Genomic DNA, 25,682 nt, shown 5'->3' with positions numbered 1-25,682 from the left:
TCACCCCTTCACAGCTTTAAACTTCAGAGTGTTCCCCGACTGAAAGGATACAGCCTTCCCTTCGGCGGCCAGCACGTCAAGATGGCCGATCGTTTCTGACATCGTTAAAAACAATTCATTTTCATACACAGCCGGAAACAGCCGCCGGCATACCTGGAAAGCCGTCAGCGTTTCCTCTGACAACAGGCGCAGCACATATTCCGACCGACTTCTCTGTTTTTCAAGCCGCCTGTCAAAAGCAGGCTTTACGTCTGTCAGCAGATCGCCGTGTCCCGGATATAAAAAGGACGGGTTTACGTCATACAGCCGCTTCATTGAGTTCAAGTAGTCGAGCATCGGGGCCGCGCGCACGCCCCCCTTTTCCGGAGCTTCCAGAATCGGATTGGTGGAGCTGTTGGATAAAAGCAGATCGCCGCTGAACATTTCACCGCTTTTTTCATGGTAGAGCGCAATGTGAGAAGCGGCATGACCCGGGATTTCGAGCACCGTCCAGCCGTTAAGCCCGTCAATTTTTCCGCCTTCCCTCACTGTTTTCGTTAACGGACGGTTTGCAGAAAATAAGTATGACAGCTTAACTGTTTTATGTATGTCTTCAGGCGTCAGGGGAACGTCCATTTCAGTCATAAGCGACAGAAAAAAGTCCTCCTGCCGGGCGATATACGACTGATCCTGAGTAATGTACCTGTCATTCAGCGGATGCCCTATTACTTCCGCATCGTCGGAAAAAAGGTGCAGCAGACCTGAATGATCTGCGTGATGATGAGTGAGCACCACCTGTTCTATATCCGCCGCAGAAACCCCGTGTTCCTTAAGCTGCAATGAGAGCGATTCAGCCGCTTCCTTTGTATTCGGGCCGCAATCAATAAGGGTTAAGGCTTCATCTTTTACTAAATAAACGATAACGTCGCCGACTGCAAACGGAGTCGGCACACGTATCGGAATGATCTTTCTCGCTGCCATGTTTACGCTCCTTCGTTCTTTTCATTCCTGAATAATCATATTTTAGCGTTTTCTTTTCACTGTGTCATTATTGCCGCATATCGGAAAAAAAGATTGACATCCCGCTCTTGCGCATAGCATAATGAACAACAAACTAGAAAACACGGAACGCGATGACGAGGAACTAGTATATAAACAACGGCAGCAGAGAGCAATGTCCCCGGCTGAAAGACATTGCGGCCCTCTTGTTTACAGAACCTGCCCTCAGAGCGGTTAGGAAAACCTAAACGTATCCCCTCGTTACGGGATTTGAGCTGAGCACGGCTGATTCGTGCTAATGTAAGGTGGTACCGCGAAACCTTTTCGTCCTTTTTGACGGGAAGGTTTTTTTGTGTTTTGAGAAGAAGGAGGATTTATATGAAGAAAATCGGTTTTATCGGGGCCGGATCAATGGCGGAAGCAATGGTGAACGGACTGCTGCAAAGCGGAATGACAGCCCCCGGACATATATATATGACAAACCGGTCAAATGACAGCCGGCTTGAAGAGCTCCAAAAAACGTACGGAGTAAAACCGTGCCGGGATAAAGAAGAGTTTTTCAGCAATACCGACATTCTCGTTCTCGCCTTTAAACCGAAAGATGCGGCAGAAAGCATTGAGAACATTCGCGAATACGTGAAAGATCAGCTTGTGATTTCTGTCATCGCAGGGCTGACGATTCACACGATTCAGCAATATTTCGGCAGAAAGCTCACCATCATCCGGGCGATGCCGAATACATCCGCGGCCATTCAGCAATCGGCGACCGGTTTTTCCGCAAGCTCCGAGGCGAGTGAAGCTGAAATCCGGACGGCAAAAGAGCTTCTGGAAACAATCGGAGAAGCGACGCGCTTTGAAGAAAAACACCTTGACGCCGTCACAGCCATTGCCGGAAGCGGTCCCGCCTATGTGTACCGGTATGTCGAAGCAATGGAAAAGGCCGCCCTTCAAGCCGGCCTGCCGGAAGAAACGGCAAAAGAGCTGATTTTACAAACCATGGCCGGGGCGACGGAAATGCTCAGAACAAGCAGCAAACGGCCTGAACGCCTGCGCAAGGAAATCACAAGCCCGGGCGGCACGACTGAAGCAGGCCTTCGCGCATTAGAAGAGCGCCGCTTTGAAGAAGCCATCATGCACTGCATCGCAGAAACCGCAGCACGGAGCGCCGAAATTAAAGAACAATTCGCAGGCTCCGTTCTGCAAAAGACGGACCAGTGATAAAGCATGGGGCTTCCCATGCTTTTTTCATTCTGTTTAACTGCCGTATAAGCGGCTGATTCTCTCTTTTACTTCAGGAAGATGGAATGTGGCTTCGTGCATTTTCACCTCTTCCTCAACCGCTTTTGTCAGCTCTCTTTTGATCCGTGCGGTCACATTGGTTTTCAGCGCAACCAGTGAGGCTCTCGGTTTATCCGCCAGCAGCCGGGCTAATTCGCGGCCTCTTTGAAGGACGTCTTTTTTCGGCAGCACTTCAAACGGAACTCCCCGTTTTTCCAGAGCGGCGCCGCTGAAATTCGCGGCAGTAAACAGCATTTCTTCCCCGAGGACAATTCCCAGTTTTTCAGGCACAATATACGTCGCGCCCATTCCCGGTGTAAATCCGTACTTCATATAATTACAAGAATAAAAACTCTCTCTGCTTAAAATCACGAAATCCGCGCTCAGACCGATCGTAAAGCCGGCTCCGATCGCATGCCCCTGCATGACGGAAATCACAGGGATCCTGCAATCCAATAAAAGACTGTGAAGCTTTAAATCTGTAAATTGGAGCTTTCCGCTCTGAATGGTCAAAAGCCCCTCCTGCGTTCCTCCCGTGCAGAAATAATTTCCGTAACCCGTCAGAAGGACGGTTTTATAGGACGGATGGGCATTGATGTCTTGGAATACCCGGTGCAGCTCTCTGACAAACTCTTCTGACAGCCCGTTTTTCCCGGCCGTATCCTGCATTGTGACCTGCACAATGCCCGGTTCTGTTTCCTGTACATCAATCATTGGATTCATGTTTATTCTCCGTTTCTTTAAAAATACTCAAGCCTTTCCGGCTCTTATACTAGGTCGTCCATTCATACTTTCTGTGAAACTCTTTTATTTCAGTCAGCACCAATCGCGTTTTTCCTTGATGCGCATTCGGGATGTCTGCTGCGGGCGCGGCATTTCTTGTGCCGAATTTTACGATGCCGCTGTCTTGGAGCAGCCGGTCATAATCAGCCATCGATAAACGGACGCGTTCATCCAAATGCCGGCTGATCTGAAATTGATTCTGCCGCGTACGGCTTTGCGGCATAACGACACCGCTGTAAAATTCAGAGCAGCAGCCCGAACCGTATGAAAAACAGCCGACTCGTTTCGGCGTTTCAAAAGAGCCGTTATCAATCGTGCTGGCAAGAGATAAAAATACGGTGGCCCCCATGATGTTGCCGACGCGCTGACAGTATTGAATCCCAGGCAGCACGCGTTGCTGAAAATCCGCTTCAATGTCTTGCGGCGTAGCCTTTGCCAATTTTCTCATCATCGTCCGATGCGCTCCTTTTACCATTCCGCCAAACGGAGTATGAAAAGAAAGGTATTGAAATGTATTCTTATAATCCGCCCCGCTCACACGCTTTCGGTATTCCTGAAATGATTTTTCACAGCAGTCCAAATAAGACATGAGCGACAGATCAGCATCCCCCGCTTCACTATCCGGAATCGGACGGCAGGTATCCATGACTTCATACCCGTAATACCCGCTTGCGCCTTGATCAAGCAAAAAGACATGAGGGGTGCTGCTGACTAAAAGCGCCACAGCTCCCGCCCCCGCACTCGGTTCGGCATAGGACCATTCCTCCGTCAACGCGTCACCGCCTTCAGCCACCAAAAAGCGGGAAATATCCGTTCCGATGATGAGCGCTTTCGCTCCCGGCGATGTTTGCGATAAGATGAAATTCACGCCCATTTGAAACCCGGCCGTTAAAGAATAGCAAGCCTGTTTCACCTCAAATAACCGGCAATTCCGCTTCAGCTGCAAATAATCATGGACGTATGTACTGATGGATTTGCCAAAATCAATCCCGGATTCCGTACAGGTGATCACCATTTCAATCTGATTCCGTTCCTCTTCTGACAGAGAGTCGATAATCGGTTTTGCGGCATTTACGGCGAACGTAATCGGATCTTCAAACGGAAGCGCCACCACTTTTTCTTTCATCAGCAGGTTCTCAAACCTTTTTTTATCCAAGTCCCGATGTTCCGCAAGCTCCATGACGTCTACATACGCGGTTCCGCCAAACACGTTCATTGCTTCGATTCCTACATTCATTTCTCCAAGCCCCCAGAGTAAAGAGGCTTCCTGCGGAAGCCTCTTTTATTTTTCCGTTCAAAATTCAACAAGCAGCCTGTCAACGCCGTGAAATACAGGGCTCGGAACCAGATTCGGCTCTTGATCCTCAGTAAAACGCCATGCGGGCATCTGTTCAAAAAAGTGGGAAAGCGCGATTTTCGCTTCAAGCCGGGCCAGCGGCGCTCCTAAACAATAATGGCTGCCCTGACCGAATGACAGATGCTGATTCGGCTTTCGTCCCAAGTCAATCTGATCGGCATTTTCAAACTTCTTTTCATCTCTGTTCGCCGATCCAATCCACGCATACACTTTTTCTCCGGCCGGAATCGTTTTTCCGCCAATCTCGCTCTCAACCGCGGTGTAGCGGGTTACCCGCTGAATGGAAGGTCTGAGGCGGATGACTTCCTCAATAAAGTCAGGAAGGAGCGCCTTATTTTCAAGCAGCCGGGGCAGAATGTGCGGGAACTCCTTGAGACTGAGAAATGAGTTTCCGATCACATTTTCCGTCGTTACGTGCCCCGCGACAATCAACAAGCCGCAAAAACCGATTAATTGCTTGTCTGACAGCGGCTCTCCGTCTAAATCAGCTGAAATTAAATGGCTGATTAAATCATTTTGCGGCTGTTTTCTCCGCTGTAAAATAAACTGCATGAAGTATCCGATCATCTGCTTTTGCACTTCATTCATTTTCTTTTCATCTTTTACATTCTGGCTTTGGTCGACCCAGCTTTTAAAGATATCTCTGTCTTTCGGAGGAAATCCTAAAAGCTCTGCGATCACGATAATCGGAAGCGGAAATGCGTAATCTTCAATAATGTCCATCCTGCCTTTTGAACGGACGGCCTGAAGCAGGTCATCAGCGATAGCGGCTATACGCGGTGTAAGAGACTCAACCGATTTCGGCATGAACGGCTGATTGACCAATTTTCTGAAGACGGTGTGTTCAGGCGGGTCCATTTTCAAAAGGCTGTCTTTGTTAATATGCCGAATCATTTTTTCCTGTTTGTCCGCACTTAAGTATTTATGATCGGAAGAAAAATGACTGTAGTCAGAAATCACCCGCTTCACTTCATCATAGTTGAAGATTTCCCAGCAATCTTCCTTTTCATTGTAATGAACGGGAGAGGTTTCTCTCATCGTTTGGTACCACTTGTACGGCTGCTGCTGTCTGATTTTTGTTAAACTGGTCATTTTCATTCCTCCAAGATGTGATCAAGATTTGAAATGACCCGCCGAAGCTTACGAGTAAACCCGGCGGGCGGATATGTGAATTTACGGTCTTGTTTTGGCGGGCTGCTTCAGCATCTCACCATGCACATTCAGTATCTTTTCCTGCAGCTGCAGGAAGCTGTGTTCTGTCATTCCATCTGGCGAATATAAAACGCCGCAAAATTCAGAAATCGTTTCGGCTGCGCTGTCTTCAGCCAATAACGTCATATGGTTGGATACCGCCACATCCATGATGGCGATATTTGTCATATGCTCTTCCCACTGGCTCCAATAGTTGACGAAATCAGCGGATAAAATATCAGCCCTGATTGTAAAATACGGATCAAGCTCACCCAAGAAAATACCGTTTTTATTTCGGAAATAATAGCATGTCACCCCGTTCGGATCCGGAAGCGGCAGGAGTTCGTAATCAGTGATTTCGTAAGCGTCCTGAACGTTTATATTCTGCCTGATCAGATTTTTCACCAACGCGTCCGTCTTCGTTAACCCCCGCTGTTTGGCTTTTGCGATTAATTGCTCTAAAAATATATCTTCATGAAGATCGGCATCTAGTTCATCACGATGAATCAAGGTTTCAGATATGCGTTCCGGATGTTGATAGATCGGTGCAAATAAAGCCATGTTCACCGTCTGCAGCATCATATTTTTATCAAATAATTCATCAGGAATGTTTATTTCCCGCGCACCCGCTGAGTCAAAGGAGTCGAGCATGACGATTGACTCAACGGTTTCTCCAGCCAGCTGCAATTGCCGTGTGACTTCATAAGCGAGCATGCCCCCTAATGAATAGCCGCCTACATCGTAAGGACCCCGGGGCTGCACGGTACGTATGAGCTTAACGTAATACTCGGCCATGTTTTTAATGCCGCGGATCGGTTCCCGTTCTGTCATCCATCCTCTTGCCTGAATTCCGTAAAAAGGACGCCCGGTCCGTTCGGCAACAGGCTGGTACAGCTCCACTGCCCCCAGCGCTGAATGAAACCAGAAAATCGGTCTTCCCTTTCCACCCGGGTTAAGACAGATCAGCTCGGGCGGTTCTTGATCATCTGTCTCTTCTGATATATCGTTTTGTTTCGTATGTTCCCCATGTACTTCCTCAGTGTCTTTTTGGACAGAACCGGTCAGATACCCGGCTAATGTTGCGATTGTCGGATATTCATAGACCAGATTTGCCGTAATAGACGCTTGATAGGTTTTATTAATGGACTGAACCCATTCCACACCGATAATAGAATCCAGCCCCATCTCAATGAATGCCTCATGCTCATCAATATCTTCCGGCTTCAGAAACAGGATGTCCGCAAGGCTTTCTTTGAGCTCTTTGCGCAAAGTGCCGTCAGCGATGCCGGCAAGGGGAGTTTCTGCTTCCGGGATTTGCGGACGTACCGCTGTTTCCTCCGCTTCAGCATACTCGGGTTTCTTTATTTGCCCCGCTATATATTCCGCAAGCTCCTTAAGCGTCGGGTGTTCATACACCTTATTGGCAGTAATCTCAGTGTGGTGCGTTTTATTTACTGTTTGTATCCATTCAACCCCGATAATGGAGTCAAGCCCCATGTCGATGAAAGGCTCATCAGCATCAATATCTTCCGGTGACAAAAATAAAATATCTGCCAGGCTTATCCTCAATTCTTCAAGCAATGTTCTATTGTCTTCGAAAACGGCTTTTTCTGGCTGATGGACAGAAACAGTACCATCCAAAGGCTGTAACACGATCGGTTTTTGCAATGTCTCCGGTTCAAACGCTCTCATTTCGATCTCAGTTAAAGGAGTCAGAGAAAGCAGCCCTTCATGTTCAGGCTGCGGCGAAGACGGGAGAACGGTTTGCGTTTCAGACTTTTTCTTGGCTTGACCTGGTAAAGAACTGTTTACATCACCCGCCCAATACCTTTCTTTTAAAAACGGGTAGGCAGGAAGCGGCGTTTTATAATATTGCCCTCCGTCAAAAAGCCGTGTAAAAGGAAGATCATACCCTCTGCAAAAAAGGTCAGCGATATGTGCCAGGCTTTCTCTGTACTGTGCGGGCGAAGCCGCCGAGCGGCACTGTTCAATGCATTCCATTCCGAATGTTTTCATTCCGGCTTCTTCTGCCGGCTTCTGATCCTTCAAATTGGACACAAACACACCCGGAAGCTCTCTTTTTACAAGCCACTCCGATAACACCCGCTTCAGTTCGTCCGCACTGCTTACGATACAGGCAAACCGGTGATGTAAATGCTTTCTGCCGAGCAGGAGCGTATAACTTATATTTCCCAGATCGCTGTCTTTGTTCTTGCTGAGTGAATCCAGCAGGCGTTCTGCCTGAATTTCCAGCTGACGCTCCGTCCGCGCAGATAAAGGAATGAGGCAGGCCGGTTTTGCCGGCGACCGGCGCACAGTTTGCGGCGCCTCTTCAATCACAAGATGGGCATTTGTTCCGCTGAATCCGAATGAACTGATGGCGGCTCTGCGCGGTGCATCCGGATTCCGTTCCCACGGTATCAGTTTTTCATTCACAAAAAACGGGCTGTCCGCAACTTGAATATGCTGATTGGCTTGATGAAAATGCAGGGAAGCCGGAATCTGCCGGTGCTTCAGCGACAGCAGGATTTTAAACAGTCCGGCCATCCCCGCGGCCGCAGCGGCATGTCCGAGATTGGTTTTCACAGAGCCGATGGCGCAATATCCTTTTTTATCCGTATAGCGGCGGAAAGCGCGCGTTAATGCGCCGAATTCGATCGGGTCGCCCAGTGCAGTGCCCGTTCCGTGAGCTTCCACCATTTGAATGGTTTCCGGATCAATGTGAAAAGTGTCATAGACATGCCGTTCCAATCGTTCTTGAGAAAGCGCGCTTGGGGCGGTTATTCCGTTTGTAGCGCCGTCCTGATTCATTGCAGAGCCTTTTATGACGCCGTACACATGATCTCCGTCACTAACGGCGTCGCTAAGACGTTTCAGCACCACCGCTCCCACGCCTTCACCAGGCACGAACCCGTCCGCGCTTTGATCAAACGTATGGCAGCGTCCGGTCGGTGACAGCATATTCGCCTTATTTGACGACTGATAAAAAGCGGGAGTGGATTGAATGAAAACCCCGCCCGCCACCGCCATTTCCGTTTCTTTCGTCCAGAGCCCCTGACATGCCAAATGAATGGCTGTCAGCGAACTGGAACATGCTGTATCAACAGTGATCGCCGGACCTTGTAAATTAAGGTGATAGGCGATCCTTGCCGGAGTGACGGAATTGTGATTGCCCCAAAAAGCCTGCGCGGGCCCCTGCTGTTTAAAAATGGCCTGGTAATCTCCGCCGCAGGAGCCGGCATACACGCCGCATTCCCGGCCTCTTACCGAGTCTCCCGCATATCCCGCATCTTCAAGCGCTTTCCATGATTCTTCCAAAAACAGCCTCTGCTGCGGGTCCATATAGGTCGCTTCACGTCCCGATATATGAAAGAAAACGGGGTCAAAACATTCAATGTCCTCTATAAAACTGCCATACTGGCATTGGCTGTCAGAGACATCCCATCTGTCTGCTTTTTTAATCAGATCCCGTCCGGCGGCTAAGTGTTCCCAAAACTCTTGGAGATTCTCCGATTCAGCAAACCGCCCGCTCATCCCGATAATCGCGATCGGTTCTTTTTCAGGTAACACAGCTGCTGATTTTACTGTATCGGCCGGATCCTTTTGTTCGGAGCGATACGTCATTTGATACGGCTCAGAAACGCTGATGACGATTTTCCCGATATTTCCGCGGTCATCCAGACAGTGATACGCTTCTTTTATGTCTTCAAAGGAAAAGATTTTTGAGATGACAGGCTGAATGACTCCCTCTTCCGCCAGCCGCTGCAGTTCCAATTGATAATCCTTGACCTGATCCGGATTTTGAAGGGACAGCTTCCGCAAATCCACGCTGTGAAACGATTGATTGTTATGAAGGACGGACAAGTCGACTGATTTAGCGGATTTCAGCGCAGTCATGGCAATTTCGATATATCTTCCGCCCGGCGCCAGGCAATTCATTCCTTTTTGCATGGCATCACCGGCCAGGGTATTAATGACAACATCCACCCCACGGCCGCCGGTCATTCGCATGATTTCCGTTTCAAAATCTTCTTCTAAATAGCAAATGGTATTGTGGACCCCGAGCGAATGCAAATACTCAATTTTTTTCTGTGATCCGGCCGTGGCATATATTTCCGCGCCGATATGCCGGGCCATTTGCACCGCGATCAGCCCCGTTCCTCCCGTCGCGGTCTGAATTAATATTTTTTCGCCTTTTTTAAGTCCGGCTTTCCGGAAGGCGTCTATCATTGTCACCGCCACGGTGGGAAGAGCGCATGCTTCTTCAAAGGTCAGCCGGGCCGGTTTATGATAGACTTGATGTTCTTTACATGTGATGAGATTCGCCTGAGATCCAAATTCCTCTCCCATGCCGACAATCACTTCATCACCTGGAATGACAGATGTTACATGCCTCCCTGTCTTGATCACGACGCCGCTTGCTTCAAATCCCGGAGTGAACGGATAAGGCGGCATCGTCGGGTACAGCCCTCTGACACAAAGCAAGTCTCCGAAGTTTAAAGAAAAGGCGCGGACGGCTATTTGAACCTCGTCATCTTTTGTCTCGGGCACTTCACTGCGGGCAATCGTCAGATCTTCAATGCCGCCCGGACGGTCAATCACAACCCGGAACATTCCCGAGTCATCGGACTTTGCGAAAGAAGGCGGCATACGTTCTTGTTTCGGTTTCTGATAACCGTTTTCCTTTCTTTCCGTCTGCAGAGGTTTTTCAGCAGGCCGTTCTTCCTGAAGCGCCGGGCGGATTTTCGCTCTTTCGGTCTCCAGAGAAGAGGCTATGATGGTTTCGTATTCTTCCGAGATATAACCGGTCAGCAGTTTCACATGATAGTAATCAAATAAAATCGTTGTCTGCAGTGTAAGATTCAAACGCTTATTAATCTCGTTAATCACATTGACGGCCAAAATGGAATCAATGCCGTATTCAGAGAAATTCAGTTCTTCCTGAATATCCTCTTCTTTCATTTTTAATACATCGGCAATACTTGTTTTGATGACTGAGCGGACATGGGAAGCGACCGATTCCCCATCAGCCTTAACAGCTTGATGCTCCTCTGGCGCGCGGCTGCGGGGAACAGGCTGTGCGGGCTTTCGGAAAACTTCGGCCGGGGCGGCGTATGGCTTTCTGCCGTCTCTGATCCCTTGCATCCGGACGAGTCCGTCACTCTCAGCTGCGATAATCTGCTGACCTAAATCATGAGCCGTTTCAGCAGGGAAACAAACCGCTCTGTATCCTTCCGAATGCAGCACACGCTCCCACGATTTTGGATATAAGCCGGGACTTCCCGGAATCCGAAGCTCAGCATCCTCATAGGACCACCAGCCGTCAAGCAGCCCGAAGGTTAAATGGGTAAAAACAGAACGATCGCTGATTTCGTTTATCAGAATCATCCCGTTGTATTTCAGAAGCGCTTTCAGACGGCGCAGTGTCAAACCGATATTTTTTGTGGCGTGAAGCACATTGGCGGCGATGACAATATCGTAAACACCCGTTTTGATATTTTGTGATTCGCAAGGCTCCTCCGCATTAAACAAGGCTGTTGTCAAATACGGCACATCAGGTCCATATTCCTGTTCGGCATGCATTAAAAAAGCTTTAGAAACGTCCGTATAACAATATTCCGCAATCTGTTTTGCGAATGGTTGCAGTTTTGTAAACAGCATGGCGCTCGTTCCGCCCGTCCCGGCCCCTACTTCTATCAGCCTGATGCGGGCATCGGGGTGTTCTGTAAGATAGGCTTTCAGGTAAGCGGCCGCGGAATCTGCTAACACTTCATTAAAATAATCCGCGACAGGATTATGCTTATAAACACCTTCAACGAGCCGCATTGATGAATCGGGAAATACGATATCCGTAGCCGGACGTTCCCCTTTTAAAATGGAAGGCATCGCTTTTATCGTCGCCTCAGCCAATTCAGCTTGCGCAAGCTCCCCATTGGGAAGCAGGCGTTTATGGGCATTCCACTCATTCCAGACTGTGCGGCCGTCCGGACGCTGATCCGTGAGGAGGGTGATCGTGTATCCGTCATACGCGATATATCCGTTTTCTTTTAATAGATTCAGGCTTTCTTCCAGCCATCTGCCGTATGTGCCGATCACGCCGGCGCTCCGCATGGATGCTGCAGGTGTAGTGACAGGCTCGCTGAAAAACCCGATTGACTGTAATTGGTAAAAGAGCAGTTTGCAAAGAAGGCTGTTCATATGCGCAACTCCATTTCTCGTTTTAAAGTCTCAAGCCGTTCATTCCGATCCGGATTTTGCCGCTTGACGCTTTCCATAAATGAAGGCTCCGGGCCGGATACAACCGATATTGCATCTTGATCCGTCAGCGCGGCTAAGCCGTGCGGAGCAGCTTTAATGAATGCCGCTTGGCTGAACGGTTCTGATAGTAAGACTTCCAGCGCCTCCATTGCTTCATCGGGTTCAATAGAACCGATCCCTGACGCCTCCATCCGTTTTCTGTAAGACGGGTCTGATACAACGCCCAGACTGCCCCAATATCCCCAATTCATGACTTTCACTTCACAATCAAGCAAGGAAGCGATATGGCGGGCAAAGGCGTCTTGAAATGTACACCCTGCCGCATAGTTGCTTTGCCCGGCATTTTTTGTGAAAGAATTAACGGATGAGAAAAACAGCACAACATCAAGCGGTTCTCCCTTAAAAGCTTCGATCATTCGGACGCTCGTATTCACCTTAGCTGAAAAAGCGTTTCTGAAAGAAGCTTCATCCATATTCGCCATACTTTTGTCGGCAAGCGTTATCGCGGAATGGATGACTCCCGTTATATCGCCGTATTGCTCTCTTACGGAACGGACGGCAGCCTTAAGCGCTGCGGCATCTTGAGCATCAGCCTGTATATAATGCGGCGCGGGACCTGATAGCGCCAGCCTGTCTATTTTGCTCTGAATCTCCTGATCCTTCGGCCGCCTGCCGATCCATATTATCCGTGCCTTGTAACGGGTGATCATGTATTTGCTCCATGCTTCTCCGATGCCGCCCGCTCCGCCGATGACAGCATAAACGCCGCCTTCTCTGTACGACATACGCGGAGCGGAGCTTGTCAGCACCCGGACTGTTTTTTGCTTGTGCCAAGCTCCGTTGCGGTACGCGGCAGCATTTCCGTCCGGATCTGGAGGGAGGCGCCAGATGTCTTTCATTTCAGACGAATCACTGTCTTCTTCTGCATCAATCAGCCTGATGTCCCAGTTCGGATATTCTTTTGCCAATGAACCGATCAAACCGTGTACGCCTGCATGCTCAGGCTGCGGCAGATCACCCGGATACACGCACTGTGTCTGCCGGGTGACCGCCGTAAAGCTGATGTTTCGATTTCCATACCCGAGTGACAGCAGCGCTTTGATGAAACGGAAACATTGAATCACCCCATTCTCCTGCTCATCAAGCATTTCCTGACTGACGGATGCGGGTGCGAAACGATCCGGCGCAATCCATAAGAAATGGCGGATATCTTGATACCCGGCTGTCAATTTACGTAATGTTTGCTCGCTTGAATGATCCGGCGTCTCCGCCAGATGGGCGCGGGGCCACATTTTTGCCGCGGCCTTTATGGTATTTCCCGGCTTTCCGATGATCAGCAATTGTTCCTGATCAACCGCTCGATTTTCTTCCAGGGAAAAGAAAGTTTTGTCCCAAACAGGGGCAAGCATCGCCGTCTGAACTTCCTGCCGTTTGCTTTCGGTTTGGTTTGTCTGCCGGACCGCCCGGCAGACAAATCCTGTCAATCTCATACAAACAGCGCCGTTTTCATCACATAAATCAATATCCAGCGTCAGCGCTCCGTTATCTGACCGATCGCTCTGTTTGCGGACAAGCGCCCACATCGTTTTCTGAGTCGGCTGAAATATTTCTGCCTGCCTCAGGGAAAACGGCAGCATCGGAGTGTCTCCGGCAGTATCTGAACCGGCACCCAGTGACGCCTGAAACGCGGCATCTAAAAGACTCGGGTGGATGACAAACTGATCGGCGGTACTGTCTGCCGATTCCGGCAGCGACAGCCGGGCTGCAGCGCCCCTCTCTCCGATCATCAGCTGATCAATTCCTTGATGGCTCGGCCCGTATATCATACCCGCATGCCGGAAAGCCTGATAAACCTCATCAGACGTCATAACCGATTGGCCGCAGCCGGACAGCCAGCCCTCTAAGTGAACTGACGGAACCGCTGCTATCTCTCCTGATACCGCGGTGCCTTTACTGTATAAAATCCGTTCTCCCCCGGGTTCTTCCGATAGGCTGTAAATCGTAAATTCAATGTCTTCATTTTCCTTAAGGATAAGGCTGATATGGACTTCTACATCCGTCCCATTATGAACGACAGGCCTCATCCATATGAGATCTTTCAAATACAGTCCTTTACGTCCGTCCGGCACAGCGCATGCGGCACGCTCAACGGCCGCCCTGGCCATTTCGATCACGGCGGCTCCCGGGAGCACCTTCTCCCCATTGACTGTGTGATCAGTGAAAAAGAATTCCCGTCCGGTAAAAACGGATGTGAATTTCAGCTCCCACAGATCGGATGTGTTTTCATGAAGCAGCGGATGGATCACCGTTTTGCCGTCATCCCTTTTTGAAACCGCCTCGGCTTCATCTTGAATCCAGCATCTGACCTTTGCAAACGGATAGGCGGGAAGGCTGCTTCTCCGGGGTTTTTGTCCCGAATATAACAAGTTCCAGTCCACATCGACTCCCTGCACCCACATGTTCAGCAAATGACCGTACTTTCTCTTTTTCAGCCATTTGACCATGGCTTCCTGCAAATCTTCATCAGATTCAAACACAGCCACTGTCTCATGATTTCGCTTCGCCCGCCCCCTGTAAAGATGCGGTGCGTTTTCATTTTCCAAGTACGATCTGAGCTTGTCCTCCAGCTCCTTAAGGGAGTCCGCAATGAAAGCCAGCCGCTCATCCATCGCTTCCCGCCCCGCCTGTAAAGTGTACGCGACATCAAATAAGTCCGGCTTATCCGTATGCTTCTTTTGAAGAAAAGCAAGAAGGCGCTCCGCATATTCTGTCAGACGCTCCCCGTTTTTCGCAGACAGCAGAATGACAGCCGGCTCTTGGCTGCTGATTGCTTGTTTTACCGGAGCCTCATATTCTTCAATAATGATATGCGCGTTAGAACCGCCCGCACCAAAGCTGCTGATCCCCGCCCTGAGCGGCTGTTCTTCTCCGTCTGCGGCAATCCGTTTCCAATCTGTTAATTCCCGGCAGACGGAAAACGGCCCTTCGTCAAATTGGATATTCGGATTTAAAACATCCGCATGCAAAGATGGGGCGATTTGTTTGTGCTTCATCTGCAGCAGCACTTTTGTGACAGCCGCGATGCCTGCTGCCGATTCCCCATGTCCGATATTTGATTTGACAGACCCGATGAGACATGTTTCAGGAACATCACCGAATGCATCGGTTAAAGCCCGGATTTCAATCGGATCGCCTAATTTCGTCCCTGTCCCGTGCGCTTCCACATAGCTGATCTGGCCCGGAGACACCCCCGCTTCCTGTAAAGCTTGAGAAATGACTTCGCTCTGCGCCTTGGGGTTCGGTACGGTGTAACCGCTCGCTCTTCCGCCGTGATTAATGGCAGCTCCTTTAATGACGCCGTAAATCCGATCTCCGTCTTGTACGGCGTCTTCTAAACGTTTAAGAAGCAGCACCCCGACTCCTTCTGCCGGAATATAGCCGTCACCCCCGGCGCCGAAACTCCCGCAGTGTCCTTTAGATGAGATGAACTGCCCCTGGCTCAGCATGAAGTACTTGTTAGGATGAACGGTGAGATTCACTCCGCCGGCAAGCGCCGCGCGAATCCGATGATCCCGCAGATCCCGGCACGCCATGTACAATGAAGTCAGAGAACCCGAACACATCGTATCGACCGAAATGCTCGGCCCTTGAAAATCACAAAAATAGGAGACACGGTTAGCAATGGATGAAATCCCGCCGGGGAGCCCGATATGCCGTCCTTTCACTCCCGCTTCAGCCGCGAATAACGGGTATTCCTGATACATGACACCGGCATACACACCTACCTGACGGCCCAGTTCAGGTGATGTCCTCGTATATCCCGCATCCTCCATCGCCATCCACGCATGCATTAAAAACAGCCGTTCCTGAGGATCAAGGTGTTCCGCTTCACGGGGGGAAATCTTAAAGAACTCAGGATCAAAATCGGCGATCCCGTCAATGAATCCGCCCCATTTGCTGTAGATCGCTCCCGGCGCCGTCCGGTCCTCGGAAAAGTAATGTTCCCATTTCCAGCGGTCTTTCGGAATTTCGGTAATGCAATCCTTTCCTTGTTTGAGATTTTCCCAAAACGCATTGATATCATCGGCCTGCGGATACTTGCCGGAAATTCCGACAATGGCAATATCCAGCGGGTTTCCTTTCGTTTTCTGACGGCTTTGATTCCCGGACGGGGCAAAAGACGCATTTTCAAGCCGATTTGGCTGAAGCACCTCTTTCACAGACGCGTTTTTCAATTCCGCCAGCTGTTCTCCGGTATGGCTGAGGACTGCGGCGTCAAATGAGAGAAACCCGTCTTTTTTATGTTTGATTGTATTCACCACATAGACGGTATCAGACATGACAGGTCCGTAAAGCGTCAGCCTCTCAATCATGAGCGGGACGTGAATCCGCTTTTTCAGCTGCAATTCTTCTTCACCGAGCGACATATAACAAGAATTCAATATAAGCGGGTCAAATGCAAAGTGATGCAGATCGCCTTTTTCTTTTTTTCCTGATAAGTCCAGCTGCAATAAAAAGGAGCTCTCACTCATTTTGTATCCCGCCGTTACCGTTTTCAGCATCGGGCCTATCGTGAAGCCGGCAACCGAATCGTACAGACGGGAAATGACATCCGGCGCCACCTTTTGTGCATGCGCCTTCATTTGTTCAACGTCATATGATTTTTTCACGGGTGCCTCTATACCTCTGCTTATTTCTCCTTCGGCACACGTCTTCCGGCTTTCTTTACCTGAAACAGAGCAGCTTGCGGTAAAGCGTTCGGCACTCTTTTCTGCTGCAAATGAAATGTCAATATGTGCGGCCTCTCCCGTCTCCAGCGTGACGGGCCCGCCCGTAAAACGGATATCTTTCAGCTCGGCGGGATACGTGTCGGAATGAGACGTTCCGGATGTTTCAAGCACCAGACACGGATACACTACACCCATCAGTGCCGGTTTGCCGAAAACCAGATGATCCTGAAGGAATGCTTCATGTTCATAGAAAGTAAATGTCTGACTGCCTGATTGCGTTTCAGAGACCGGTGCTGCATCCGCGACAAGGCCGGATGATTCATCTGTCCCTTTTGTTTTTATGTCTTCAAGCAGCTCGGATATGCTGCTGCATTCAAATAAAAGAGTCGGATTCAGACGCAGATCAAACGCCTCTTCGATGTCTTTAATAATGGCCAGAAGCTGTGACGATTCAAGGCCTAATTCAAAAAACACGGTGTGCGCATCATTTCTTGTGACAGGACGGCCTACGTATGTTGAGAAAATGCGGTATAAGGTTTCCTCCATCTGCTGAACGCCTGGTGTCAGCTGCCGGTCTGTCCGCACCTTTTTGGCTGTCAGGCCGAGCAGTGAAGCAATATGCGCACCGCTGGGGTTGTAAAAGTCAATATCCATTTTCACCATTTCAGACGGCGTGCCGGACTTTTTCGAAATCACCGCGTAACAGCGCTCCGTAACGGTTTCAGCGGCAAAAAACGAATCATAATAAATCGGTAAAAACAAACCGGCGCCTGCAGCTGTCTGCAATACGCCGGAGGCCATGGCGGCACCGTCCATCAGCGCGGGGTGAAAGAGAGCGCCGGGGAGATTTTCCTGGCATGAATCAGACTGCCGAATATCAAGGAAACATTCCTCTTCATTTGCATAGATCTCTCCTTCCGGCTTCATCAGCCCGTCATGCGACAGTCCCCGGCTTCTCGCGTCTTCGTAAACCGTATGCAAAGAGACTGATGGAAGTGCGGCTTGTTGTTTTTTCTCCCCTGCGTCAAGGCGCCTATCTGATGAGAAGACTCCTTCATGCACCTCCGCTGATAAGAAAACCGTCCCGGAATCCGCCCCGCAAATCGAGGCAGTCCAGAACTCCTTTTCTTTACTGAATATGACACTCACATCAAGCCGCTCTGACCGCTTCACTGATAAAGGATGATAAATGGTCACCCGTTTCAGACAGATGGAACGGAATGAAAGATCAAGGCTTTGCTTTGCCAGCTGATACAGCATATCAATATAGGCCAGACCGGGCATGACAGATTCCCCGTGAACAAGATGGTTTTTCATAATGGGATGTTCTGCCGTCAGGCGCAGATTCACTGTTTTTTTCATGGTTAGTCCCCTTTTAAAAACGTCACGTTGTCACCTGCCAAAACGAGTCTGCAGGTGCAGTGCTTGTCTCTGCTTTTTTCTCATATTTCTTTAAAAGATCCGCAATGTCTGTTTTTTCATTACTTGTTTTTTCCGCTTCATTCTCCGTGCTGTTCCAGCCGCCCAAAAGGGGGTAGTGTTTTTTTCTGAATTCCGGCGGCTGAGGCGCCCGGTGATGTTCCCGCTGCCTTTCACCTCTGTATTCTTCAACGAGGATATGAGCATTTGTCCCGCCGTCAGGAAATGAACTCTGAGCTGCGACGCGGGGTTTCTTCTCTGAATGCCAATCAACGGGTTCACGATTAAAATGAATACGCGACGCTTCAAAGTCATAATGTTCAAATGGCTCACGCGCTGATAAGAAAGGCGGAATCCGCTTATGATAGACGCTCAGCACACATCGGATGAAGCCCGCAAGACCTGAAGACAGAAGCAAATGCCCTACATTCGGTTTCACCGATCCGATCCGGCAGGGCAGAAGCGTTTTCCGGTTCAGCTGATAGACATCTGAGAGCGCCTTGATTTCCACCGAATCAACGATTGGGGAACCGCCTCCGTTCACTTCTATATATCCAATGTCTTCGGGCGACTTTTCCGCCATGTCAAGCGCAGTTTGAATGGCGTCTCTCTGCGCTCTTATATTCGGTGAACCGGGACCGAGCGTCCGGCCGTCATTGTTTACCGAGACGGCTTTTATGACGCCGTAAATACGGTCTCCGTCCCGCACCGCATCGCTCAATCGTTTGATAAAAACCGCCCCCGCTCCTTCTCCGAGCACTTCTCCCGCTGATTCACGGTCGAATATATGAAACACGCCGTTCTCATTTAAAATGTTGCGCGCTCCGAATAACCGGTGCGCGGACGGAGATAAGAGCAGACTCACCGAACCGACTAAGGCCGCGTCAATTCTTTTGGCCAAAAGGGCGTCTTTTGCAAAGGACAGCCCGATCAGCCCTGAGGAACAGGCTGTATCCACGACAAGGCTCGGCCCTGTGACATTCAAAAATCGTGAAATGTTGGCCGCCAAATAGTTTTGCCCCGCCCCCAAAATCGGGTTAGGCGCCTGCAGGATATGTTCCATACTGACTGAAGGCTGCGCCCTGCCGCCGATGTACACGCCGACTTTCCGGCCCGATAAATCCTTTTGGCCGTACCCGGCATCATTTACTGAATGAACTGCTTCTTCTAATATGATCCGCGCCTGCGGGTCCATAATTGCCGCGTCTTTTTCAGAGATGCCGAAAAAGCCAGCATCAAACATGTCGATATCATCAATCCACCCCGCATAATCCTTTGCATTTGCTGTTGCATGCCAGCGCGATGCGGGGACAGGCCGAATGGCGGTGTTTCCTTTCATCAGCAGCTCCCAAAAAGCATCCGTTCCGCCCGCCCCCGGAAAACGGCAGGACATACCGACGACGGCAATATCGTCTTCGGTATCCGCTTTCGGCTTTATGGATGTTCTCTCTTCAGCGGCGGCGGTTGAATCAGGCTGGACGTCCCTGTCTTGAACGAAACCATTTTCTTTTGTCACAAAATCGGCTTCATGATGCGCTGCGAAATAGTCAACCATTTCTGTAATCGTTTGATATTGAAGCATTAAGGACGGTGTTAACTTTATGCTGATCCGTTTTTGCAATGATTGAACCAATTCCGCAAAGAGTATTGAGTCAATCCCGTATTCATCAAACGGCATATCATCTTTTATCTGCTCATCCGTCATTTTCAGTTCTTCACTGAAGACTGTGCGCACCCATTGACGAATCATATCCTTCACCTTTTGGTCACCGGCAGTGCTTTTTTTCACGGGAGCTTCAGATTTCTTCACCTTCAGAAGATCACCAAAATCAGTCTCACTGTCTTCTGGAACACAAGGAATTCCGCAGCTTTGTCCGTTTAAAATGATGTAATCTAAAAACTTCAGTCCGTCTTTGGCAGACAACCTGGAAAGTCCTGATTTTTGATAAGCAGGTGTTTCCGGCAGGCCTTCAGCCATGCCGGTTTCTTTCCAGACGGGCCATTGAACGGCTTTAACAAACACGTTCCCTTTACCTGCTTGATGATTTGCAAAAGAGTCCATAAACGAATTAGCCATCGCGTAGTCACTTTGCCCCGCAGCAAGCGAAGGGATCAGGCCCGAAACGGATGAGAACAAAATAAAAAACGACAGCGGCTCATTCTGAACAGCTTCATAGAGACCGCGAAGCCCTGTTACTTTCGGCGTGCAAACGCTTTCGATTTCAGTTTCGGTTTTGTTATAAAAAGCGGGGTGTTCTCCCATTGCACCCGCGCAATGAAAAACGCCGGTAATCGATCCCATCGTGCCGCGGATGCTGTCCATCATGTTCCGGAGCCCCTTTTGATCCGTAAGAGAAACGCTGTAATAGCGGATCTCCGCGCCCCGCTCGGCTAACCTCTGCATCCGCTCGGCTTTTTCCGGGAGAATGCCGTCCTTTTTCATGTCTGCCCACTTTGAGGAATCGGGAAGCGGCTCCCGCCCCATGATGACCAGTTTCCTGCATCCGCGTGAAACGGCATGCTCCGCCGCAATTGCGCCGATCCCGCGCGATCCGCCCGTTATTAACAGCACATCATAAGACGAATAGGAAAGCTCAGGCGCCGCCGAAACATTCATACCCTGCTTCAGAAACGGCACATAACGGCGATTCAGCCTGTAGCAGCATTCACTGACGCTTTTGGCCCGCGGCTGTAAAAATTCAGTCTCAATCTGTCTGCTTAATTCTTCTGTATGCTCAATCTCACAATCGCTATCTATCGTAAAAGAATGAATGTTGGCATACTCAGCGCCCAGCATCCGGTACAGCCCCGCCATTTTCGCCCCTTGCATCAGAGGTTTACTTTCCTTGAAAGGCTGGAGGCGGTGTGTCACTTGGCTGAACACAGCGCCGCTATGACGGAATGACTCAAGAGCCTGCTGTAAAAAGGCAAGCTTTCCGTGTTCTATCTCTTCCTGCCGTTCATATTCCGCGTCATATGCGGTTATGTCGACGACCCCGAGTATCTGTTTGTTTTGAAGAGACTCCCGCACTCTGCCGTAAAGGTTTCGCCCCGATGCGGCGGCGTAATAATCGGCGCCGTCTTTTGCCTGATGGATGAAGCAGATCGTTTCAATATGGCCGTTTCCTTTAAAAAGAGCATCGGCCAATCGGCTCGTCTTATCAGTTGCAAGTATCATTACTGTTCCTGATAATGCTTCAGATTCCGCCGGATCTTGCTGCTTCCAGTCTTTTTGAAGAATGATCTTTTGGTTTTCCGCCGGTTCGTCTGTCTGTTTCCGGATATCCGCGGGCACAGGCACCCAATACCGCTCCTTCGCGAACGGATATACAGGAAGGCTGACCCGTTTCGACTTCTCTCCTTCGTATAACAGGCTCCAGTCAACGGCGGTTCCTTTTGCCCACTCAGTGAGCAATCTGGAATATTGCTTGTTTTTCAGCAGCTCGGCCATTCCTGCTGATGAAATATCATCTTGAGCACGTCCGCGGAAACATCCTTCAATTTCTGTTTTCCGTTCAAGCACATCCTTCAGTTTCGCTTGCAGGCCGCAAACGGATGTAACGATCAATGCCAGCCGTTCAGGCATCGCTTCTCTGCCTGTTTGAAGCGTGTAGGCCAGGTCTTTAAGGTTGACTTCTTTTTCCCGTAAAAAGCGGTCATACCGTTTGACATATTCTAATAGGCGTTCTTCATTTTTTGCCGAAAGCAGAAACAGAACCGGCTCGTCTTCCCGTATATTTACCGATTTCTTTTCAGCCTGCGGCGGCAGATATTCTTCTATGACAAAATGGGCATTGCTCCCGCTGGCGCCAAAAGAACTTAAACCCGCTCTTCTCGGCTGGTCAGAATGTGACGGCCGTTCCCATTCTTCCAGCCGGTCCGCCACATAAAACGGCGTGTCCGGAAACGGAATATGGGGATTCAGCGTGTCCGTGTGCAATGACGGAAAGATTTCTCCATGCTTCAGCTGCAAAAGCACCTTTGTTAATCCGGCGATCCCGGCGGCTCCTTCTAAATGGCCGATATTTGATTTGGCAGAGCCGATGGCGCAAAACCGCTTCTTGTTTGTCCATTTGCGGAATGCGCGGCTCAGCCCTTCAATTTCAATCGGATCACCCAGAGACGTGCCTGTTCCGTGGGCTTCAATATAGCTCAGTGTCTCCGGATCAATGCCGGCACTCTGAAAGGAATCTGTAATGACTTCCGCCTGTGATGCCGGATCAGGCACGGTCAAACCGGATGTTTTTCCGACATGGTTTAAAGCGGAGCCTTTTATTACGCCATATACCGGACAGCCCATCTTTTCCGCTTCTTGAACGGTTGTCAGTAACACCGCGCCGACGCCTTCTCCCGGCACATAACCGTCACCGCCGTCGGCGAAGCTTTTGCAGACGCCTTCTGAAGACAGAAATCCGGCATTCGCCAAAAACGCATATTTATGCGGGTGTGTGACCGCATTCACACCGCCGGCAATGGCGAATTCGCACTCCCCCCTTTTTATGCTTTCACATGCCAAATGTATGGATGTGAGCGAAGAAGAGCACATCGTATCAACAGCCATTGACGGCCCTGTAAAGTTCAGGCAGTGAGACACGATATTCGGAACAGAGGCAGGCGTCACGCCCATAGACAGCGGTGTGCCCCGCTGTGTGATTTCAGCGCCGAACAGCTCATAATGGTTCCAAAACACACCTGCGAATACCCCGACGCGTTTTCTTTTTTGTGAAGATGGCCCGCGCGCCGTTCTGTCCTGATAAAAACCGGCATCTTCACAAGCTTCCCAAGCCGTCTCTAAAAACAGCCGCGCCTGCGGGTCCATCATTTCAGCCTGGCGCGGAGTCAGATTGAAAAACAGCGGATCAAAGCTGTCTATGCGATCTAAAAATCCTCCGTAACGGTAGAACTGATCTGCTTCATATGAGAAAGAATAACCTTTCCATCTGTCTTTCGGCATTGTTGTGATGCAGTCTTTACCAGAGCGCAGATTTTGGTAAAATTCATCCATGCTTCCCGCTTGCGGATATCTTCCCGCCAATCCGATTACCGCAATATCGTGCTCTTCTGTGTGTCTCTCTTGTTTTCGGCTCCTTCTCTTGACAGCTGCATGGGATAATGAAGAGCGGTTCTTGTCTGCCATCGGACCCAATCGGCCCATGCTTTCAGTTACAGCGGGCTCCTTCCCGTATAAAATAACGGATTGCAGTTTGCCGAGTCGCAGCATATATTCAAGTGAAGCCATCCCTTCCCCGGCCGGAAGCGGGCTGGTGCCGGTTGCATCATTCATGATCTCTTTCATCAAGCTGTCAACCTGCATGCCGCCATCTTCCCAAAGCGGCCAGTTGATCGTCATAGAAGCCCCGGTCCGTTCGCCTTTTTCCGCTTTGCAATCGCGATATTTCATATATTCATCCATAAAAGCGTTCGCTGCGGCATAATCTGTCTGGCCCGCATTTCCGGCCAACGCCGAGAATGAGGAAAATACGGCGAAAAATTCAAGCGGTTCATGCCGTGAAGCTTCGTCGGCATGAATCAGGCCGCTGATTTTCGGCAGGAACACCTGCTTCAAGTCAGAACTGTCTTTTTGGATGATAAATTGATCTTTTAAAACACCGGCACAATGAAAAATACCCGTCAGCCGGCCGAAGGTTTCTGTAATCTGAGCAAATGCCCGCTCTGTTTCGGCTTTATTGCCGATGTCCGCTTGAACGTAAAGAACTTCTGCGCCCAATGCTTTCAGTCTGCTGATCTTCTCAGACTGTTCCGGCGAACGGCCGATGAGTGCGAGCTTCACTTTTTCTTTTTCTGCAAGGTGACGGGCAAGCAGAAATCCAAGACCGCCGAGGCCTCCTGTAATGACATATACGCCGTTTTGTTTCCAAGGAGACTGTGTCTGCCCGTCCAGTTTCTCAATACGTTCGAACAATTTGATCTGCCGCATATTGTCTTTATACCGAATGTCTGTGCAGCCTGCATAAGAGCAGTCTGCTTCTGCTCTAATGATTGCGGCCGTCTCACTTGGCAATCTCTCATTCTTGTCACAGAAGGTGATCACCTGAGTGCGAAGAGCCGGATTTTCCAGATGTGCCGTTTTCAGCATAGCCCCGAGAGCGGAAGACAATGCCGCTCCATTCTCAACGGCGCATACAAGCTGAATCAATGTATGTTCTTTCGGATGGTCTGTCAGTTCCCGTTTGAGCATACGAAATATGCGCTCGGCATCTGCTTCAAACTGCTCATCTGCAACCTTATGCTCCCTTTTCAGTTCTATCACTTCCGCTTCCGGGCAATGTGCGCCGAGTTCACCGGTGAGACGGGGTCCTGCATCGGCAGCGATAATGAGATGACGGGTGTGTTTTTGCCCGTTCTGCACCGCCGTTTCCAGCGGATGATCTTTCCAGGCGGGTTCAAAAAACAGAACCTCATCAGCGATGTCAGCGTCTGATGTTTGCCGTTCTTCGGCCGAATCTTTCAGCACACAGCCCGCTTCATTGATAAGGTAATCCGCAAGGCGGCGGACAGATGAATATTCAAAAAGCAGTGTCGGATAAAACTGCTGCTGAAAAGTCTGCTCTAATATCTTTACAAGCTTCAGCAAATGCGCCGAGTCAAGCCCCATATCATAAAAGCCTTTCCGCACATCAATATCCTGTGCCGGACGATTGATCAGCCTGGCGATTTCCGACTTTATGTAAGTCGCCATGTTTTGTTCCGGCGTTTGCTGTTCAGACACGTCTTCTGCGGCCACAGGACTTTCGGGCTTTCCACGGCCGCTTCTGTTCTGCTGAGGCGGCTTCTCTTTGTCTATCAGATGGGTAATCATATTCGCTTGTCTGACCCTTTTTACTATCAGTTTCTCACATTCGGCCAATACGTTCCCTGCCCTGTCGTAAATCGTGAAGTCGGCCGAATAAACATCAGGTTCGCTGTCTGATGCGCCGCTTTCAGTGCGGCTGTTTTTCGCAGAATAAGTGTAAATCGTTTTCGGAAACGGCTGATGTATGCAAAAACGATTGATCATAAAAGGAATATAAGGTGTGTCATTTTGCTTTTGGGCCGACAATGCAAAGGAAGAGCCGGCAAGGGTGGACGCATCTAAAAAAGCCGGATGCGCCTTAAATTTCTCCCGGAATCCTTCAGCCAAATCACTCAGAGTGAGCTCCATTAATTCTTCTTTATCCTGAAGCTGATAAACGGCCCCTTCATTTTTCATAAACTCGCCATGTTCAATATGGCTTCTTCTTGCAATTCCGTAAATGTCATGCATGTCCCATTTTCGGCTTGCGTTTTTCATGAACGCTTCAATATTCAGTTCTTTTGCCCGGGGCGTGTCTTCTTGCAAATAAAGCTGGCATTCCATATTCTCATCCCGGTTTCCGCCAAGCGGTGTGCCGTTTTTTGCTTTTTCGCTAGTGATCTCAACTTTCCAGCTGTCACGCGCCGGCGTAAAGGTGACATACAGGTGTTTATCAAACTCTTCAGATGTTACAACAGGCTGCTTAAAAATAATCTGTCTTAATTCTATAGGCCTTTCACCGAGGTACCCGGCGGCGAGCCGATACAGCATATCTATTAAAGTCACGCCCGGGAGGACGCGGATTTGATGAACGCGATGATCCCGGACGATATAATTCGTATGGCTGATTTTCTGCAGGAACGTTTTGACTTGATCGGTGGCAACTGCCAATCTA

The 25,682-nt window shown here is 49.7% G+C and carries 8 protein-coding genes; 1 reads left to right on the top strand and 7 read right to left on the bottom strand.

From position 1 onward, the window contains the following. Window positions 1-960 (bottom strand): MBL fold metallo-hydrolase, encoded by a 960-nt coding sequence (locus BXO87_RS13980; RefSeq protein ID WP_076851371.1) that lies wholly within the window; start codon window positions 958-960, stop codon window positions 1-3. A gap of 396 nt (window positions 961-1,356) precedes the next feature. Here BXO87_RS13980 and proC point away from each other — a divergent pair, with 396 nt between their 5' ends. Beyond that, complete coding sequence (proC, locus tag BXO87_RS13975) at window positions 1,357-2,196, top strand: pyrroline-5-carboxylate reductase (protein ID WP_007409383.1); 840 nt, start codon at window positions 1,357-1,359, stop codon at window positions 2,194-2,196. Between the two features lie 36 nt (window positions 2,197-2,232). Here proC and BXO87_RS13970 read toward each other — a convergent pair whose 3' ends face one another. From BXO87_RS13970 to BXO87_RS13945, 6 genes are all read right to left on the bottom strand, one after another. Then, a complete protein-coding gene (locus BXO87_RS13970; RefSeq protein ID WP_076851370.1) occupies window positions 2,233-2,979 on the bottom strand; it encodes a polyketide synthase in 747 nt (248 codons plus the stop codon). 49 nt (window positions 2,980-3,028) lie between these two features. Then, window positions 3,029-4,276 (bottom strand): hydroxymethylglutaryl-CoA synthase family protein, encoded by a 1,248-nt coding sequence (locus BXO87_RS13965; RefSeq protein WP_076851369.1) that lies wholly within the window; start codon window positions 4,274-4,276, stop codon window positions 3,029-3,031. A gap of 57 nt (window positions 4,277-4,333) precedes the next feature. Further along, a complete protein-coding gene (locus tag BXO87_RS13960) occupies window positions 4,334-5,488 on the bottom strand; it encodes a cytochrome P450 (protein WP_038459063.1) in 1,155 nt (384 codons plus the stop codon). 81 nt (window positions 5,489-5,569) lie between these two features. Continuing rightward, window positions 5,570-11,785, bottom strand: a complete 6,216-nt coding sequence (locus BXO87_RS13955; protein ID WP_076851368.1) for a beta-ketoacyl synthase N-terminal-like domain-containing protein — start codon at window positions 11,783-11,785, stop codon at window positions 5,570-5,572. Continuing rightward, window positions 11,782-17,937, bottom strand: a complete 6,156-nt coding sequence (locus BXO87_RS13950; RefSeq protein ID WP_038459068.1) for a type I polyketide synthase — start codon at window positions 17,935-17,937, stop codon at window positions 11,782-11,784. Before BXO87_RS13950 ends, BXO87_RS13955 begins: the two co-directional genes overlap by 4 nt. A gap of 22 nt (window positions 17,938-17,959) precedes the next feature. After that, the gene (locus tag BXO87_RS13945) at window positions 17,960-25,678 is read right to left on the bottom strand and encodes a type I polyketide synthase (RefSeq protein WP_046702270.1); all 7,719 of its coding nucleotides are present in this window, start codon (window positions 25,676-25,678) and stop codon (window positions 17,960-17,962) included. Window positions 25,679-25,682 lie beyond the last annotated feature (4 nt).

The organism is Bacillus sp. GZB, from assembly GCF_001975995.1.
Classification (GTDB): Bacteria; Bacillota; Bacilli; order Bacillales; family Bacillaceae; genus Bacillus; species Bacillus velezensis.
The sequence above is the reverse complement of the archived record's forward strand: the minus strand, read 5'-3'. Positions and strand labels throughout refer to the sequence as shown.

What these genes read in the sequence shown, in the direction of transcription:
- BXO87_RS13980 (WP_076851371.1), bottom strand. Translation starts at nt 960, where the DNA reads ATGGCAGCGAGAAAGATCATTCCGATACGTGTGCCGACTCCGTTTGCA.
- proC (WP_007409383.1), top strand. Translation starts at nt 1,357, where the DNA reads ATGAAGAAAATCGGTTTTATCGGGGCCGGATCAATGGCGGAAGCAATG.
- BXO87_RS13970 (WP_076851370.1), bottom strand. Translation starts at nt 2,979, where the DNA reads ATGAATCCAATGATTGATGTACAGGAAACAGAACCGGGCATTGTGCAG.
- BXO87_RS13965 (WP_076851369.1), bottom strand. Translation starts at nt 4,276, where the DNA reads ATGAATGTAGGAATCGAAGCAATGAACGTGTTTGGCGGAACCGCGTAT.
- BXO87_RS13960 (WP_038459063.1), bottom strand. Translation starts at nt 5,488, where the DNA reads ATGACCAGTTTAACAAAAATCAGACAGCAGCAGCCGTACAAGTGGTAC.
- BXO87_RS13955 (WP_076851368.1), bottom strand. Translation starts at nt 11,785, where the DNA reads ATGAACAGCCTTCTTTGCAAACTGCTCTTTTACCAATTACAGTCAATC.
- BXO87_RS13950 (WP_038459068.1), bottom strand. Translation starts at nt 17,937, where the DNA reads ATGAAAAAAACAGTGAATCTGCGCCTGACGGCAGAACATCCCATTATG.